Source organism: Brevibacillus centrosporus (assembly GCF_046622605.1).
Lineage (GTDB): Bacteria > Bacillota > Bacilli > Brevibacillales > Brevibacillaceae > Brevibacillus > Brevibacillus centrosporus.
In genome coordinates this window covers 4,177,966-4,193,379 of sequence record NZ_CP176856.1, presented here as the reverse complement: position 1 = coordinate 4,193,379, position 15,414 = coordinate 4,177,966, and the positions used below count along the sequence as shown (strand labels likewise).

13 protein-coding genes are annotated in these 15,414 nt (G+C 51.9%); 6 read left to right on the top strand and 7 right to left on the bottom strand.

What is annotated here, in order from left to right; genetic code table 11:
- The first annotated feature begins 92 nt into the window (after positions 1-92).
- Together ACLIN2_RS21240 and ytxJ are read left to right on the top strand one after the other, a co-directional pair.
- Positions 93-491: a hypothetical protein gene (locus ACLIN2_RS21240; protein WP_092268801.1), complete on the top strand. Its 399-nt coding sequence runs from the start codon at positions 93-95 to the stop codon at positions 489-491.
- A gap of 220 nt (positions 492-711) precedes the next feature.
- Positions 712-1,038, top strand: coding sequence for a bacillithiol system redox-active protein YtxJ (gene ytxJ / locus ACLIN2_RS21235; RefSeq protein WP_092268803.1), 327 nt, complete (start codon positions 712-714; stop codon positions 1,036-1,038).
- Positions 1,039-1,146: 108 nt separating this feature from the next.
- Here the strand turns inward: ytxJ and ACLIN2_RS21230 are convergent, their stop codons facing one another.
- Entirely contained in the window at positions 1,147-3,321 is a 2,175-nt protein-coding gene (locus ACLIN2_RS21230) for a cell division protein FtsA (RefSeq protein WP_411502041.1), read from the bottom strand.
- Between the two features lie 333 nt (positions 3,322-3,654).
- Here ACLIN2_RS21230 and ACLIN2_RS21225 point away from each other — a divergent pair, with 333 nt between their 5' ends.
- From ACLIN2_RS21225 to ACLIN2_RS21210, 4 genes are all read left to right on the top strand, one after another.
- Positions 3,655-4,752: a bifunctional 3-deoxy-7-phosphoheptulonate synthase/chorismate mutase gene (locus ACLIN2_RS21225; RefSeq protein WP_092268809.1), complete on the top strand. Its 1,098-nt coding sequence runs from the start codon at positions 3,655-3,657 to the stop codon at positions 4,750-4,752.
- A 128-nt stretch (positions 4,753-4,880) separates the two neighbouring features.
- Positions 4,881-5,189 carry a metal-sensitive transcriptional regulator gene (locus ACLIN2_RS21220; RefSeq protein WP_092268811.1) on the top strand — a complete coding sequence of 103 codons (309 nt, stop codon included), beginning with the start codon at positions 4,881-4,883 and terminating at the stop codon, positions 5,187-5,189.
- 117 nt (positions 5,190-5,306) lie between these two features.
- Positions 5,307-6,317, top strand: a complete 1,011-nt coding sequence (ccpA, locus tag ACLIN2_RS21215) for a catabolite control protein A (protein ID WP_092268813.1) — start codon at positions 5,307-5,309, stop codon at positions 6,315-6,317.
- 39 nt (positions 6,318-6,356) lie between these two features.
- A complete protein-coding gene (locus tag ACLIN2_RS21210; RefSeq protein ID WP_411502040.1) occupies positions 6,357-7,298 on the top strand; it encodes a 5'-methylthioadenosine/adenosylhomocysteine nucleosidase in 942 nt (313 codons plus the stop codon).
- 113 nt (positions 7,299-7,411) lie between these two features.
- On the opposite strand, the gene ACLIN2_RS21205 is transcribed toward ACLIN2_RS21210, so the two are convergent.
- The 6 genes from ACLIN2_RS21205 to rpsD all read right to left on the bottom strand — a co-directional run bounded on the left by ACLIN2_RS21205 (position 7,412) and on the right by rpsD (position 15,310).
- Complete coding sequence (locus ACLIN2_RS21205; RefSeq protein ID WP_411502039.1) at positions 7,412-8,569, bottom strand: acetoin utilization protein AcuC; 1,158 nt, start codon at positions 8,567-8,569, stop codon at positions 7,412-7,414.
- On the bottom strand, positions 8,566-9,210 hold the full coding sequence (locus ACLIN2_RS21200; protein ID WP_092268818.1) for an acetoin utilization AcuB family protein: 645 nt from the start codon (positions 9,208-9,210) through the stop codon (positions 8,566-8,568). The genes ACLIN2_RS21205 and ACLIN2_RS21200 overlap by 4 nt, the downstream gene beginning before the upstream one ends.
- A 41-nt stretch (positions 9,211-9,251) precedes the next feature.
- A complete protein-coding gene (locus ACLIN2_RS21195; RefSeq protein WP_327933722.1) occupies positions 9,252-9,884 on the bottom strand; it encodes an N-acetyltransferase in 633 nt (210 codons plus the stop codon).
- A 69-nt stretch (positions 9,885-9,953) separates the two neighbouring features.
- Positions 9,954-13,091 carry a transglycosylase domain-containing protein gene (locus ACLIN2_RS21190; protein WP_411502038.1) on the bottom strand — a complete coding sequence of 1,046 codons (3,138 nt, stop codon included), beginning with the start codon at positions 13,089-13,091 and terminating at the stop codon, positions 9,954-9,956.
- 191 nt (positions 13,092-13,282) lie between these two features.
- Positions 13,283-14,416 carry an NADH-dependent flavin oxidoreductase gene (locus tag ACLIN2_RS21185; RefSeq protein WP_411502037.1) on the bottom strand — a complete coding sequence of 378 codons (1,134 nt, stop codon included), beginning with the start codon at positions 14,414-14,416 and terminating at the stop codon, positions 13,283-13,285.
- Positions 14,417-14,710: 294 nt separating this feature from the next.
- Positions 14,711-15,310: a 30S ribosomal protein S4 gene (gene rpsD / locus ACLIN2_RS21180; RefSeq protein ID WP_327933719.1), complete on the bottom strand. Its 600-nt coding sequence runs from the start codon at positions 15,308-15,310 to the stop codon at positions 14,711-14,713.
- Positions 15,311-15,414: the final 104 nt, after the last annotated feature.

Genomic DNA, 15,414 nt, shown 5'->3' with positions numbered 1-15,414 from the left:
TATCCACCATGTACCACTTAGGGTTTAGCAGGATTGAAGAAGAGTTTCACGAATAGTACAGAGGTATACATATGTGGAATAGAGGTGAAAAGATGCAGAAGAAATGCAGCCGCTGCGGAAAAGACATGGAAATCGTGCTGCGCAACGTCGTGTACCGCAAACGGGTCAAGATCATGAACGTACCGGTGCACGTCTGCGTGGACGACTGCTGCGCCCATTCCCAGGTGGTTGATGTGATTAAAGACGATCTGAAATCACTGATGGAGGACTTGGGGCAGCATCCTGAGCGTCAGGCGATCGAATTCGAAGAAATGTCAGAGTTATCCAATATATTGGTTTTGGTTGCCAATGAAGGTCTGGACTCATCCGTACGCGATGTCTTGGGTGAGCGGGTTAACGAGCTTTTGGACTTATTCCTATTGGCACAGTCACTAGGAGACGAGAGCTGGATGCTGGAGTTGCGTGAAAGACTGACAAAAATCATGGTGTAAACGAAGGGGGAGGGGCGCCGGAAGAGGCGTCTTTTCTTTGTACAGTAAGAATTTATAAGATTCTTAGCCAGTATAAGTGCAACTATGGCTCCACCGCCAAGCTGGGCGGAGCCAAGTTTTCTAATGCACATATATTTCTCCTGCACCGGTAACGTAGACTTTCAGCTGCCTGTTTCTGTATACTGAAAACCACAGGGTAGATGAAAAGGAGAGATACAGCGTGGCACAAAAACAGCTTTCCTCCACGGAGGATTTGAATCAGTTTGTCGCAGAGAGCGGAAAAAGACTTTTGTTTAAACACAGCACGACTTGCCCGATCAGCGCAACGGCGTATTCCGAATTCCAGTCGTTTTTGCAAGAGCAAAGCGTACCTGCAGCAGTGATTCACGTCATCGAAGACCGGCCCGTTTCCAATGCAGTCGCAGAGCGCTTCGGGATCAAGCATGAATCCCCGCAAATCTTCTTGTTGGATGACGGACAAGTAAAGTGGCATACGTCCCACTGGAAAATCACCAAGGATTCCATCACGGAAGCAGTGAAGGCCTAATAGAGAAAAGAGCTGTCAACTCCACGGAGTGAGCAGCTCTTTTTTCATGCAGGTAATAATGATGAGATTCTATCCGGTATTCGTGCAGCGAAGCCGACTCTTCTGCTTTTACTCCCAATACAATTCGAGCTTGTCCCCGCTTTTTAGCTCCGTCTGGAAAGAGGCGACCTCACCGTTTACCAGCATGACAAATCCCGAGATGCTTTCACGATCCGGTTTTTCTAGTGAGAAGTCGACGTAGCGGAACACGTCACTGAAAACGGGAATGGTGGCCGGGGCAGATTTGACCGTAATGACAGCCCCATCCTCGACCAAATCCACGTCCTGTACTGTACGGCCATCCATGGTTATCGTCACTTGGGCTACAGGGATCACGACCCGCTCTCCATTGAAGTGAACGGTAATGGACTCCTGCACCCATTCCTCGAGAGGGATTACCTCGCGAATAGGGGGAAGGGATACCTCTTCCAGTCGGTAGGTCAGCTCATCGCCTTGACGGATAGAATCCGATGGCGTGGCAGGCTTTCCGTTGACCTCCAGCGTGACCGTACGGGAAGGAAGCGTGTAAGTATGGCCGTTAACACTGAACTGGTACGGAGTCGTTTCCTGCTCCGAGCTGTCAACTACCCCGGCGATCTGCAAGGCTTCGCCAACTGTTCGCGGCAGACGAATCTCCACTTCGCTGCGATCAGGCACCTCGGCATCAAGGGATTGCGGCTCCCCGTTAATGAGGATAACGGGTCCAAGAGACAGGGGCCGTTCGTTGCAGCGTATTTCCAACGTGTCCAGTTGGTCGAGCAGGTCCTTGGCAGTTGCCTGAGCATCCGTTCCGTTCTCCCCTGCAACAACGACGATGGTATCTCCATCCTCCAAGGGAGCATCCAGACTGGAAGCCTGACCGTTCTTTTCGATGACGGGCGGCGTCCCGTGCTTGCCTGGTATCATCTTCATTCTGCCATTGATCGTCACGGTCATCGCCAGTCCAGGGCGTCCATAGAGTCGACGAATGTCCATGCCAGCTCCGATCAAGGCATCGCCCAGCGTCATTTTCCGCAGGTCAAAAATTCGGATAGGCATGTCGTTGACAGTCACCGTGACGTAGCGCAAAGGATGGCGACGAGCCGCCACCGCGATTCCGACCGGTGTAACAAACTCAGGTCCTCCGAGCAGTGGATGATCGCCTACGTACTGCTTGATGGCATCTCCTCCACGGACGGCAACGCGAGCGGCTGGGATATTGAGTACCTGCGCCACTTTTGTTGTCAGCCCGGGTGTGAGGCTGCCGCCGCCAATCAGCATGACAGCCTGCGGTGCTTTTCCGTTCAGCTCGAGAATTTTAAAGGCGATTTTTTCCGCCAGCAAATGGATGTCCGACTCGATCGCAGCGATGACCTCTGCGCAGGGCAAGGTCTGCTCCACTCCCAAAATGTCAGTGAAAGTAACGGTTTCGTGTGTGGACAGAACTCGCTTGACCTCTTCCGCCATCGGAAAATCGAGCAGGTACGCATTCATCAGCGCGTCCGTGATCTCGTCCCCGGCTACCGGAACCATGCCGTAAGCTGTGATGGCTCCTTCCTCGGTCAAGGCGACGTCGGAGGTGCCGGCTCCGATATCTACGAGGGCGATATTCAGGCGGCGCATTGTTACGGGGATGAGCACATTGATCGCGGCGATCGGCTCCAGAGTCAAAGCCTGCATCTCCAGATCACAGCGCTTCAAAGCGGCGATCAGGGAGTCGACAACCACGCGAGGCAAAAAGGTAGCAATGACATCAGCGCTGGCTGTATCCCCGCGCTGATCGATCAAGCTGCCGATCAACTCGCCATCGAGGTGGTAGTTGACCACACTATACCCGACGCAATAATAACGGGTAACGTCCTGATCCTTCAGCTCCTGCGCCAGCTCGGCCTGGGCCTCCTGCACGGCAGCGAATTCCAGCGTGAGCACATCTTCACGGTTGATAAAGGCATGACGGGCAAGCGGCATGTCCGTCCGTACCCGACGAGTACGTAAGGAACGTCCTGCTGCTGCAACAGCTACTTGATGAAGCGGTCCGTACTTTTGTTCCAGCTCCTCTTTGATTTGCTGGATGACTTTGGCTACCGCCACGATATCGTGGATTTGCCCATCGAGCATGGAGCGCTCGTCGTGCTCTCTGATCGCACAATCAAGAACGCGGTATTGCTCACCGATCGCTTCCACGATCAGTCCGACTACGCTGCGTGTCCCGATATCTAAAGAAAAAATCAGCTCTGATTTGGCTGTTTCTGTATGCGCAGACAAAGGTAAGGTCACTCCTCGTTCTGGATGAATACCATGCAAAATATGTACATCTATCCAATTTATTCGACTTCGATCAAGGAGAATCCTGTCGAATAAAGGAATCTTCTGCGCGTTGACCAATATTTACAATTTACTTTCGCGCTTTTTGGCGCTAAACTGCTGACAAGGGCATTTGAATCGATTATAATAACCCTAATTTATCGAAAAGTACCCGTAGTGGCTGATCAGAAAACCATACTGAACTGGGCTTTTGGGCAATGCCTTCGTTGTACTTAGGTAAATGAGGTTTTTATGAAATCTTATTTGCAAATAAAAAGAGGAGAGTGGAGAGTCATGGCACACGATTTGATTGATAACATGCGCAAACAGATTGACGAAATCAACCTGCAAATTCTCGATCTGATCAACAAGCGCGCGACCCTGGTACAAGAGCTGGGCAAAGAAAAAGAAAAACAGGGCAGCAACCGATTCGATCCAGAGCGCGAGCGTCAAATGCTCAACCAGCTGGTAGAAAACAACAAAGGCCCATTCAATGACAATACAGTTCGTCATCTTTTCAAACAAATCTTCCAAGTATCCCTCGAATTGCAAAACGACGATAAGAAAAAGGTTTTGCTCGTCAGCCGCAAAAAGCAGGCGGAAGATACAGTAATTACGGTAAAAGGCGTAGAGTTCGGTGCCGGCAATCCGATCCTGATCGCAGGTCCTTGCTCGGTAGAAAGCTATGAGCAAGTAAAAGCAGTCGCGGAGAACCATGTGAAGCGCGGTCTGCGTACGCTTCGCGGCGGAGCATACAAGCCTCGCACGTCCCCATACGATTTCCAAGGTCTGGGTGAAGAGGGCCTGCAAATCCTCAAGCGCATCGGCGATGAGTACAACCTCGTTACCATCAGCGAGATCGTGACTCCAGCTGACCTGGAAATGGCGAGCCAATACATCGACGTGATCCAAATCGGTGCACGCAACATGCAAAACTTCGAACTGCTGAAAGCAGCTGGTCGTCTGAACAAGCCGATCCTGCTGAAACGCGGTTTGTCTGCAACGATCGAAGAATTCATCTACGCTGCAGAATACATCCTGTCCGAGGGCAATACGCAAGTCATGCTGTGTGAGCGCGGTATCCGCACCTATGAAAAAGCGACTCGCAACACACTGGACATCTCGGCAGTACCACTCCTGAAGCAAGAAACGCACTTGCCAGTGTTCGTAGACGTGACACACTCTACTGGTCGTCGCGATCTGCTCTTGCCTACCGCAAAAGCGGGTATCGCTGTCGGATCTGACGGTATCATGGTCGAAGTTCACCCGGATCCAGACGTGGCATTGTCCGATGCCAAACAACAGCTGAACATCCCAGACTTCAACAAATTTGTTGACGATCTGCTCGCTTCTGGTCTGTACAAAGGTGAAGTAGTCGCTGCACGCGGTTAATTTGAAAGCGTAAAGTGTAGTCGGAGGTCTTTCCTGCACGCAGGAGAGGCCTCTTCTAATTTGACGAACAGATGGTGAGCAAGTAAGCTAGACTTACGTGCTGTTAAGGCAGAAGGGGGATGTGCCTGATGAATGAACACGACCAATGCTGCTCGGCTGAACGTTCGACGATGCGTTCTGACAAGATCAAGTCAAACCTCGTGTCCCGTCTCAATCGCGTAGAGGGCCAAATTCGCGGGATTCGCGGAATGGTAGAGAAGGATGTGTACTGTGATGACATCCTGAACCAGATCGCGGCAGTCCAATCCGCGCTGAACGCAGTGGGCAAGATCCTACTCGAAGGGCACATGCGCAGCTGTGTCATGGAGCGGATTCAGCAGGGGGACGAGGAAGTCATTGACGAACTGCTGAAAACGATGAATAAATTAATGAAGTAACGCGTATAGAGACAAGCTAAAAACAATTGCAACCACGTACAGCTTGTCGTATCATAGGTGCATATATTTATGAAAATGATTATGAAAACCATTAAATGGGGAAAGTGAGGGTGTGTGATGCCGGTTACGATCTACGACGTGGCTAGAGAAGCGGGGGTTTCGATGGCGACCGTGTCCCGGGTTGTCAACGGAAATCCCAATGTGAAGCCGTTGACCCGGAAAAAAGTATTAGCTGCAATTGAACGATTGGGATATCGTCCAAATGCGGTAGCGCGAGGACTCGCCAGCAAAAAGACAACAACGGTCGGTGTCATTATCCCGGATATCTCCAGTTTGTTTTTTTCAGAGTTGGCGCGAGGGATTGAAGATATCGCGACCATGTACAAGTACAACATCATTTTGTGCAACTCCGACCAAAGAATGGAAAAGGAATTGCAATTAATCAATACATTGCTGGAAAAACAGGTGGACGGGCTGTTGTTCATGGGTGCGGAGATCAAGGAAGATCATCTGCAGGCGCTCACTAGCACATCCGTACCAACCGTTCTGGCAGCGACTCGCGATGCAGATAACGCACTGCCATCTGTCACGATTGATCATTTCCAAGCGGGATACGATGCGACAAAAGCTTTGATCGACCGCGGTCACAAGCGTGTCGCGATGATTACTGGACCGCTGAATGATCCACTGAGTGGTCTGATGCGTTTTGAGGGCTACAAAAAAGCGTTGGTTGACGCGGGAATTGGACTGAATGAAGACCTCGTTGCTAACGGGAACTTCTTCTACGAGTCCGGTCTGACAAAGACAAAACAGTTTCTGCAGCTGTCGGAACCGCCTACTGCGATTTTTGCCGCAAACGACGAGATGGCGATCGGAGCGATTCATGCGATCCAGGATTCCGGTTTAAACGTGCCAAACGATGTGGAAGTGATCGGGCATGATAATATCCGCCTGGTTGAGATGGTACGTCCGCGTCTGACCTCTGTGGTGCAGCCGATGTATGATATCGGAGCGGTTGCGATGCGCCTGTTGACCAAGTACATGAACAATGAACACGTGGAAGAGCATGTCGTATTGCTGCCACATCGAATCGAATACAGAGAAAGCACCAGACCCGAGCAAGAATAAGACGGGCAGATTGGACGAGCAAGAGGAGGAAAATTAGGGATGCGGATCGGCATTATTGGTGCGATGGATGAAGAAATCGCGTTGTATTTGGAAGCCATGCAGCAGACGAAGCAAACCGTAAAAGCGGGCATTACTTACTATGAAGGCCAGATGGAAGGCAAAGAGGTCGTCCTCTGCAAATCGGGAGTTGGAAAAGTCAACGCTGCGGTTACTACACAGATTTTGATAGACACGTTCCAGGTGGATCGGGTGATCTTCACAGGGGTAGCGGGTGCAGTGCATCCAGCGCTGAATATTGGAGATATCGTCGTTTCGACAGATTGCATCCAGCATGACATCGATGTATCGCCACTCGGCTTTGCGCCAGGTCAGATTCCGTTTACGGAGCAGTGGGTCTGGAAAGCCGATGAAGAGTTGATGCAGCAAGCGATCGATGCTGGTCAAAAGCTAGAGGCAGATGTGCAGGTAGTGAGCGGACGCATCCTGTCCGGCGACCAGTTCGTTGCCAGCCGTGAAAAAGTACAGTGGCTGTATGAGCAGTTTGAAGCGCATTGCACGGAAATGGAAGGAGCTTCCGTCGGACAAGTTTGCGCGATGAATGATGTGCCATTCGTCGTCGTGCGCTCCATGTCGGACAAGGCGGATGGTTCTGCGCATGTCAACTTTGTGGAATTCACAAAACTCGCCTCCGAGCGATCCTATGCGATTGTCCGCAATATGCTGACGGCAGCTACGGAAGGTTCTGCGGTCATCGTCTACTCCACACAGAACTGCATTGACTGCAATCTGGTCAAGCAATGGCTGACCGCCAAGGGACTTGCTTTTGAAGTGCGCGATGTTATGACTAGCCGCGCCTATCAGGAGGAAGTGGAGCGCTTTGGCTTCATGGGTGTTCCTGTGACAGTCGTCGGCGACAAAGCGGTAAAAGGGTATCAGCCAGCTGAGCTGGAGCAGCTCGTGAGCAGCCTGTCATCCAACTAGCCTTTGGCAACGAAGTGCTCATAGTGACTATCATACACAAAGAGAAGCGTACAGGTTTTCGTATCAGAGGGATACGGGATCTGCACGCTTCTCTTTTTTTAGGAGACAAACCATCATGACTCAGAGGAGATCGGGGCATACATCATGGCGCGCTCCAACGTTACTAGATTCTTTTGCGTGATCTCAGCGCGTCGTGGGATGGCAGGGAAAGGCTCGTCAAACAAGCGCTTTGGCAATACCAGCTCAGAGTGAGGCTGCCAGCGCTCTGCCCAGGCAGCGGGTAGTGGTCCGTCAGACAATGGCTGGTCTGTCATCTCGCTCCACAGCAAGGTCCAGGCGCGAGGGACGACCCGCCAAATATCATAGCCTCCGCCGCCAACCGCAATCCATTTCCCCCCGCACAGCTCATGGGAGAGCTGGTGCGCCAATCGAGGGATCGCCTGATAGATTTTCATGGAACAGGACAGATGGGTGAGCGGGTCAAACGCATGGGCATCACAGCCGTTTTGGGTCAATATGACGTCGGGCTTGAAGCCGTGTGCAAGCTTGGTCACCAGCTCCTGATAAATCGAAAGAAACGAGTCGTCTTCCGTAAAAGCATCAAGCGGAACGTTGACGGAATACCCGTAACCGCTTCCATCGCCACGCTCGGTCAAATTGCCGGTGCCAGGAAACAAGTACTTTCCGGTTTCGTGCATGGAGACGGTAAGTACATTCGGATCGTCGTAAAAGGCCCATTGGACGCCATCCCCGTGATGGGCATCTGTGTCGATGTACAGGACGCGTGCGTTCCACGTTTTGCGTATGTAGGCAATGGCGACAGAGCAGTCGTTGTAAATGCAAAAGCCAGATGCCCGACCCCGAAAAGCGTGATGAAGTCCGCCTGCCGGATTGAAAGCATGCTCGGCTTGACCGTTCATAACGAGGTCTACGGCATTCAAGGTCCCTCCGGCGATCAGGGAGGCGGATTCGTGCATATTCGCGAAGCAGGGGACATCCTCGGTACCCAGCCCGTAGCTGGCAGCGAGAGGAAGCTCCGTATCGCTATGGCCTTGATCGCGAACAAACTGGATGTAGCGGGAATCGTGTCCCAGCTCCAGCTCTTCATCCGTAGCGAAGCGGGGAGGAACGATGTCCGATTCGTCCAGGAGGCCGTACATGCTCATCAAGTCATGCGTGAGCAGCAAGCGCCGTTGGTTGAAAGGATGCTCGTCATGGAAGTAGTAGTTTGTATAATCTGGCGAGTAGATGAGGCGGGAGTTGCGACTCAAAGAAGGCTCCCTCCTTCTTTTGGCCAGACGACGGTGAAGCCTTTGTCGGTCAGCTGCTGGATCAGAGGGCGTGGGTCGATGGTTTGTGCGCGGAAGACCAGGTTTTTTTGTGGTGGGTTCTGAGCTGGATAGACCAAGACACTGCAAATGTTGACATGCGCATCCCGGAAAACCTGGCTGACTTCGGCAAGAGCGCCGACACGATCATCGACCTGCACCTCGATATGAGAGCTTGGCCGGTTGACACCAAACAGTTCAATCAGACTGGAAAACAAATCGGATTCGGTAATCATCCCGACGAGCCGTTCGTTCTCGACAATCGGGAGAGATCCGATTTTATGCTCATAGACTTGGGCTGCTGCATCCTCGATAAAGTCGAGTGGATGAGCTGTGATGACTTGCTTGCTCATGATGTCCGAGACGTGTTTTTGCAGAATCATGTCGTCATCTTCGTGGGTCAGCAGATGAGAGGGGAGAGCATCGCGCAAATCACGGTCCGAGACGAGCCCTACCAGCCGCTCTTCTTCTAGTACGGGCAAATGCCTGATCCGATTGGTACGGAGCAACAGGAGTGCTTCCCCGATCGAAGTGGAAGGACTGACCGTGATGACCTTTTTCCGCATAATATCCTCAATACGCATGAGAGAAGCCTCCTTTTTTCTCCGAGAGGGTGTCGATGGCTCTAATAAAGAAAGCGATTTTGAAAACGCATCCCATCAAAAGCTTCGACGGATTCAGGGGGAACCCGCTTGCCGATTTTGGCCATCAGGCAGTTGGCAGGGTGGGAGCAGATTTCCGGATCATCAGTCGCCATCCAGACCATGCCGACACTTCCCATGACCTTTTCCATCACCTTCCGATACTGCCACACATCCAGGCCAGTCCCTTTCAAGTCCCAGTGCCAGTAATACTCAGTCGTAATGATAATGTAGTCCTCCATGGCGTCATCAGCAAAGGAGACCTCCAACAGCTTTTTCGCTACGCCGCCTGCTCGGATCAAGTGGCTGATCTCAATGGCCCCCAGCTCCAGAAGATCGGGCAGCTTCGCTTGTGACCAGCGCTCGAGGGGGTCTGGATGGAGAAACGTCACATATCCAAGAACGAGATCGTCTTCGCGGGCGACAATGATGCGGCCCTCAGGAAGATCCGCAATTTCAATCAGAGCCTGGTGCTGCTGCTCGGGAATACGAAAAGCTTTTAAGCCATCATCGAAGCGGTAGGAGGCGAGCTCACTTCCCGAAATAGGGCCTTCAATCAACAGTTCTCTTCCGTTCACAATCGTCTTTAGCGAGTGGTAACGCTTGACGTGTTCCATCAGATCCCTCCTCGTGCTTGTAGAAAAAGAGAGATGGCACATAAGACCATCTCTGCTTCTTCTTTTACGTTATTCGGAGCCGCTGGCAGTTACATTGTTGGAATGTGACGATTCTCCGTAACTATTCACGGCTGTGATGTAGTAGCTTCCATTTTTCACATCGGTGGTATGGGTATAGCTTGTGCCAGATACGGTATCGATGAGCAGGAAACCGCTTGTTGCATCCGGCTTGAAGTAGATGTTGTACGCAATGACTTGCTCAGCTGACGCATTTGCTTTCCATTGCAGCTTCACTCCGCTTCCCGCAGAATGCAGGGACAGCGACTTCGGTGTCGACGGGGGATTCGTGCTGCTTCCGCCGTCTCCAGGAGAAGTTGGGTTTTGGCCATCGTTTGGTACAGTCGTCCCTGGAGTGCCAGGTTCATTCGAATTACTTGGGATATCCGTATTGCCCGTTTCTGTATTCGGGTCTGGGAGCTGCCAGGTATGTGTCGAAGAACCGCTCGTGGCAATCGCTGACGGCTGTGATTCCTGACCTGTCACATCAACAGCTGTCACATAATAGCCGACGTCGCCAAAGGCCGCTGCTGTATCGGTAAAGGTCAACACAGATGGATCCTTGACGGTGCCAATTCGGGTAAAGCCATTTTGACTGTCAGCCCGATAGACGCGATAGCCGAGGAGATCGGCTTCCTTAGCCGACTGCCAGGTGAGCACATGCTGTTGCCCGCTGCTGCTTGCTACCACGCCAGTTGGTGACTGCGGAGTGCCGGAGACATCGGTGCGCGGATCTTCCAGGTCCGGAAGTCGCTTTTCCCAGTCAGGCGGGTGAATGGCCACTTTTTTATTTTTCGCCTGAATCTGCTCCTTGGTTGCGAGCGGGTCGGGCGAGCGATAGAAGATACCCTCTGTGACAAAGTCATCCGGTGTGCCTTCCTTCGCGAGGTAACGCTCATCATTATAGGTGACGATCCGCGCTTTTTGATGCGAGTCGTCGACCTTGGTAGGAACGAAGCGACGGTTGAACAAGTCGGTGATGACATGTCCGGCTTCTTTGGAAAGCTCGCTTGGCAAAAGCCCTGATTTCGAGTCTACGGTCGCGCTGACGATCCCTTCCGGCTTCTTGAACGTGTCAGTCGGAGGAGAGAGGTTCGGCTGTTTCTCAATGATCTCCTTCATGACTTTACCCCAGACGACCATCGGGACATATTTGTCGGCGTCCGGCATCGGGTACGGCTCATCAAAGCCTACCCAAACGCCCATGGACAGCTGCGGCGTGTAGCCAACAAACCACAAGTCGTTGCTGCTGTTGGTCGTACCGGTTTTGCCTGCGACGTCTACTTTTTTCGGAACGTATTTGCGGATGTGTGTACCAGTACCGGCATCGACAACATCGCGCATCATATCGGTGATCAGATAAGCGGTTTGTTCGCTGTACACTTGAACGGGCTGCGACTCATGCTTGTAAATGACCTTGCCCGTGCTGTCCTCAACGGAGTCGATGAGATAAGCGTCCACGAAGGAGCCATGGTTGGCGAAGGTGGCGTAGGCATTTGTCATTTCCTCAACGGTCGTTCCGTATGTAAGTCCACCGATTACCCCTGTAGAGGCGTAATTATCCGCATCCACCAGCGTGGTGATTCCCGTCTTTTTCACATACTCGAGTGCGGTCGGAATGCCTACTTTGAGATAGGTTTTGATGGCTGGAATGTTCCAGGACATCCGCAAGGCTTCCCGTGCACTCATGATTCCTTGCCATTTGTTGTTCCAGTTCATCGGCAGGTGAGTACCGTTCTGACCGTCTGCCAGCAAAACTGGTGAATCGTCGAGCGGGGAAGCAGGCTGCAGAATGCCCAGCTCAAAGGCAGGAGCGTAGGCTGCGAGCGGCTTCATCGACGACCCCGGCTGACGAGGTACGGTGGCATGGTTGGTTTGTTCCACTTTAAAGTCGCGCCCACCGATCATGCCGAGAATTGCCCCCGTCTTGTTGTGGATCAGCATTGCGCCAACTTCTTCCAAAGCATTCTCGATTTTTTCTGTTTTGCCGTTCGAGCGGCGGATCGTATACGAACGGTTTTTTCCGAAATTTTTCGGGTCGTTCGCGACGGCCTGCATGGTCGCGTACACGTTCTTATCGATTGTCGTATGAATTTTGTACCCATTGCGGAGAATATCGCGGTGCTTCTCTTCTACGAGCTGGCGATACTCATTGCGGCCAACAGTGTTTTTGTCTCTGCCTTTTTCCTTCAGGTCAGCATCGACCAGCTGACGGGCTGCCCTGTCCTCGATTTCCATCATGAGGAAAGGAACTTCTCGATACGCTTGCTCCGTTGGCTTGGCAAGCGCGGTTTTGAGATCCGCTTTGCTCGCTCCATCGTACTGAGTCTGAGTGATGTATCCATTCTCCAGCATCCGATCGAGAACCATCTTTTGGCGTTCTTTTCCGCGCTCATAGCCCTCGGCTGCAAACGGGGTATAGGCGCCTGGGTTTTGAATCATCCCTGCCAAGTAGGAGCTTTCGCTGAGGTTCAGTTCCTTGACATCCTTGCCAAAAATCCCTTTTGCGGCTGCTTGTACACCATAAACGTTGGAACCGTTCGCATTTTTCCCAAAGTAGATCTCATTCATGTAAGCTTCCAAAATCTGATCTTTGGAAAACATGCGCTCGATCCGCAAGGCGCTAAAAATCTCCTTGGCTTTGCGGGAATGGCTTACTTCCGCCGTAAGAATCGTATTTTTGACGAGCTGCTGGGTGATCGTACTGCCTCCAGTTACCACGGGCTGATTGGTAAAATCCTGAATGGCACCGCGGATGGTGGATTGCAGAACTACCCCTTTGTGATGATAAAAGTTTTTGTCTTCCGTTGCGATGATTGCGTTGATCAAATAGGGAGAAACGTCTGCTTTTTTCACCAATCGCCTGTCGCCTTCTTCTGCTCGGAGCTGTCCGATCAAAGAGCCGTCATTGTAATAGGCAAATCCAGTCAGATAGTTCGTGAAAATCTTCTTTTCGAGTTCCTCCTTGTTGCGCACAGGCTCGTCTTTCACCAATGCGGCTACATAACCGGTCACGATTCCTCCTGCAACGACGCCTCCCATTACTCCCAGTAAAAACAGCAGCTGAATGGCAATCCAGATCATTCGGCCGCGGCTTCTTCGGCGTTTTTTCTTCGTCGGTTCAGAGGAAGAATTGTGGCTGTTCGACATAGTCTATGACCCCCTAGCATACATCCTGATTATACCATAGGAGGAACCGGGAGGATAGAAGCTGAGACGACAAGAGGGAGGTCAGAAACCGTCGAAAAAAGGAAAAAAAGAGGGGATCTGCTCAGCAGCGTCAACTACTGGGCAGGCACCCTCTTTTACTGTAGAAGTACCATTATCCAACTGTTCGAGCTTTATACCTTCTGTGAGATCGGGAACCAGCCGGGTGTATGGAGGATAGCATGCCAGAGTGGATCTGGAATGTCCAAGCGGGCCTGATCGTTTTTATCAATCTCCACCTGAATGTCGGCTTCTTGCCCATTCTGCACCTTTTCGACCCACTCAGGCTCGATGATCAGCTCGCGGCCAAGAGCGAGCAGCGGGACACCTGTTTCAAAAGCTTGGAGGGCTTCGTCCGCTGTACGGATGGAGCCAACTCCCATGACGGGAACGCGACCTGCGACTTGCTTTTGAATCAGCTCAAGTCGCGTTTCCGAGCGAGTTCCTTCCGCGCTGCGCGGCGTGGACCAGAAATTCATCAATGATACGTGCAGATAATCAAGCTCCTTTTGAGCGAGTGCGTCTGTGAGAACGAGCGTATCTGCCATCGTGATTCCTGGTGTTTCCGCCTCTTCCGGTGAAAAGCGGTATCCGATCAGGAAAGGCTGTTTTGCGTGCGCGGCGACGACACGTTTGACCTCGTCCACAACGGCGAGCGGGAAGCGCATGCGCTTTTCCAAGCTTCCACCCCAGTGGTCATTGCGTCGGTTGGAGTGGGGGGAGAAAAATTGCTGGACCAAATAGCCGTTGGCACCGTGAATCTCGACGCCATCATAGCCTGCTTCAATGGCACGGCGTGTCGTTTCCCCAAAAGCCTTGATGATGTCCTGGATTTCCGCATCTGTTAGCTCGGAAGGGACAGGGGCACCCTGCTGCTCTGCGGCTACTGCACTTGCGCTTACCGTTTTTCCATGGGGGACGAGCTCAGGGGGACTCATCCGACCTGCATGAAAAATTTGCAGCACTGCTTTGGCTCCCTGCTCCTTGATTGCTGTAGCCAGGGAACGCAGGCTTGGGATCATTTCGTCGCGGTCTCCGGCAAATTCGCCAGGGAATCCCTTGCCGTTTGCGGCGACGTACGTGCAAGCGGTAATGACCATGCCGACGCCCCTCGAACGGCGGGCATAGTAAGTGAGCTCACCTTTGGAGACGGTGTCATCCGGATTGCCGGAGTAGGTAGTCATGGGGGGCATGACCAAACGATTTTTCACTTCTACACCACTGCGGAAGCGAAATGTATCGAAGAATGGCTGGTATTTTGGATTCATGTGCTGCTCTCCCTCATTTCTGCGTGAGAATACATACAAATGATGCCCCTAACATTCTTCCCTATTTGACAGGGGAAGTACGTCCCTATTTAGCGAGAGGACGGTTAGCAGCAGCGTCGATGCTTTACAATTATAGGGAGAGCACTAACTGTGGTCAAGGTAATAACTTTTCGAAAGTGCAAGATGAGGAACGAGCGACTTCGCTCGCCGATGAGGAGAGGGCTTTCGCGCCTAGACTTGCCAAATAAAAAAAGAGTAGGCCGACGAGCGGCGCTACTCTTTTTTTCAAGTCGATTAACGGCTGTAGAACTCAACGATCAGAACTTCGTTGATTTCAGCTGGCATTTCTTCACGGTCAGGCAGACGAGTGAAGGTACCTTCAGCAGCAGCATCGTTGAAAGTTACATAGTTAGGCAGGAAGTTGCGGCCTTCCAGGGAGTTCTTGATGATTTCCAGACCACGGGATTTCTCGCGGATGGAGATCACATCACCTGGTTGAACACGGTAAGATGGGATGTTCACTTTTTTGCCGTTTACCATGAAGTGACCATGGTTTACCAACTGACGAGCAGCTGGGCGAGTTGGAGCGTAGCCCATACGGTATACCAGGTTGTCCAGGCGGGATTCCAGCAATTTCATGAAGTTTTCACCCACTACGCCAGCCATTTTGCTCGCGTGGTCGAAAGTGCGGCGGAATTGTTTTTCGTTCAAGCCAAACATGTGGCGCAGTTTTTGTTTTTCTTGCAACTGAATTCCATACTCGCTCAGTTTACGACGGTTGTTGTGACCGTGTTGACCTGGAGGGAAGTTGCGTTTGATGTCTTTTCCTGTACCATCGAGGGAGATACCCAGACGACGGGCCAGTTTGTGACGAGGTCCTGTGTAACGTGACATGTTTTCATTCTCCTTTAATATGGATTCGCAGGTGTTTACTTCCGACAGGTTAGTTCCTACTTTATCTACACGAACTTCGGACGGTAGCGTTTCCGCATCGTGCT

Bases quoted from the DNA above. Each gene is read 5' to 3' on its own strand.
- ACLIN2_RS21185 (WP_411502037.1), bottom strand. From the start codon at position 14,416: ATGAATCCAAAATACCAGCCATTCTTCGATACATTTCGCTTCCGCAGT.
- ACLIN2_RS21195 (WP_327933722.1), bottom strand. From the start codon at position 9,884: ATGGAACACGTCAAGCGTTACCACTCGCTAAAGACGATTGTGAACGGA.
- ACLIN2_RS21200 (WP_092268818.1), bottom strand. From the start codon at position 9,210: ATGCGTATTGAGGATATTATGCGGAAAAAGGTCATCACGGTCAGTCCT.
- ACLIN2_RS21190 (WP_411502038.1), bottom strand. From the start codon at position 13,091: ATGTCGAACAGCCACAATTCTTCCTCTGAACCGACGAAGAAAAAACGC.
- ACLIN2_RS21210 (WP_411502040.1), top strand. From the start codon at position 6,357: ATGCGGATCGGCATTATTGGTGCGATGGATGAAGAAATCGCGTTGTAT.
- ACLIN2_RS21220 (WP_092268811.1), top strand. From the start codon at position 4,881: ATGAATGAACACGACCAATGCTGCTCGGCTGAACGTTCGACGATGCGT.
- ACLIN2_RS21225 (WP_092268809.1), top strand. From the start codon at position 3,655: ATGGCACACGATTTGATTGATAACATGCGCAAACAGATTGACGAAATC.
- ccpA (WP_092268813.1), top strand. From the start codon at position 5,307: ATGCCGGTTACGATCTACGACGTGGCTAGAGAAGCGGGGGTTTCGATG.
- rpsD (WP_327933719.1), bottom strand. From the start codon at position 15,310: ATGTCACGTTACACAGGACCTCGTCACAAACTGGCCCGTCGTCTGGGT.
- ACLIN2_RS21240 (WP_092268801.1), top strand. From the start codon at position 93: ATGCAGAAGAAATGCAGCCGCTGCGGAAAAGACATGGAAATCGTGCTG.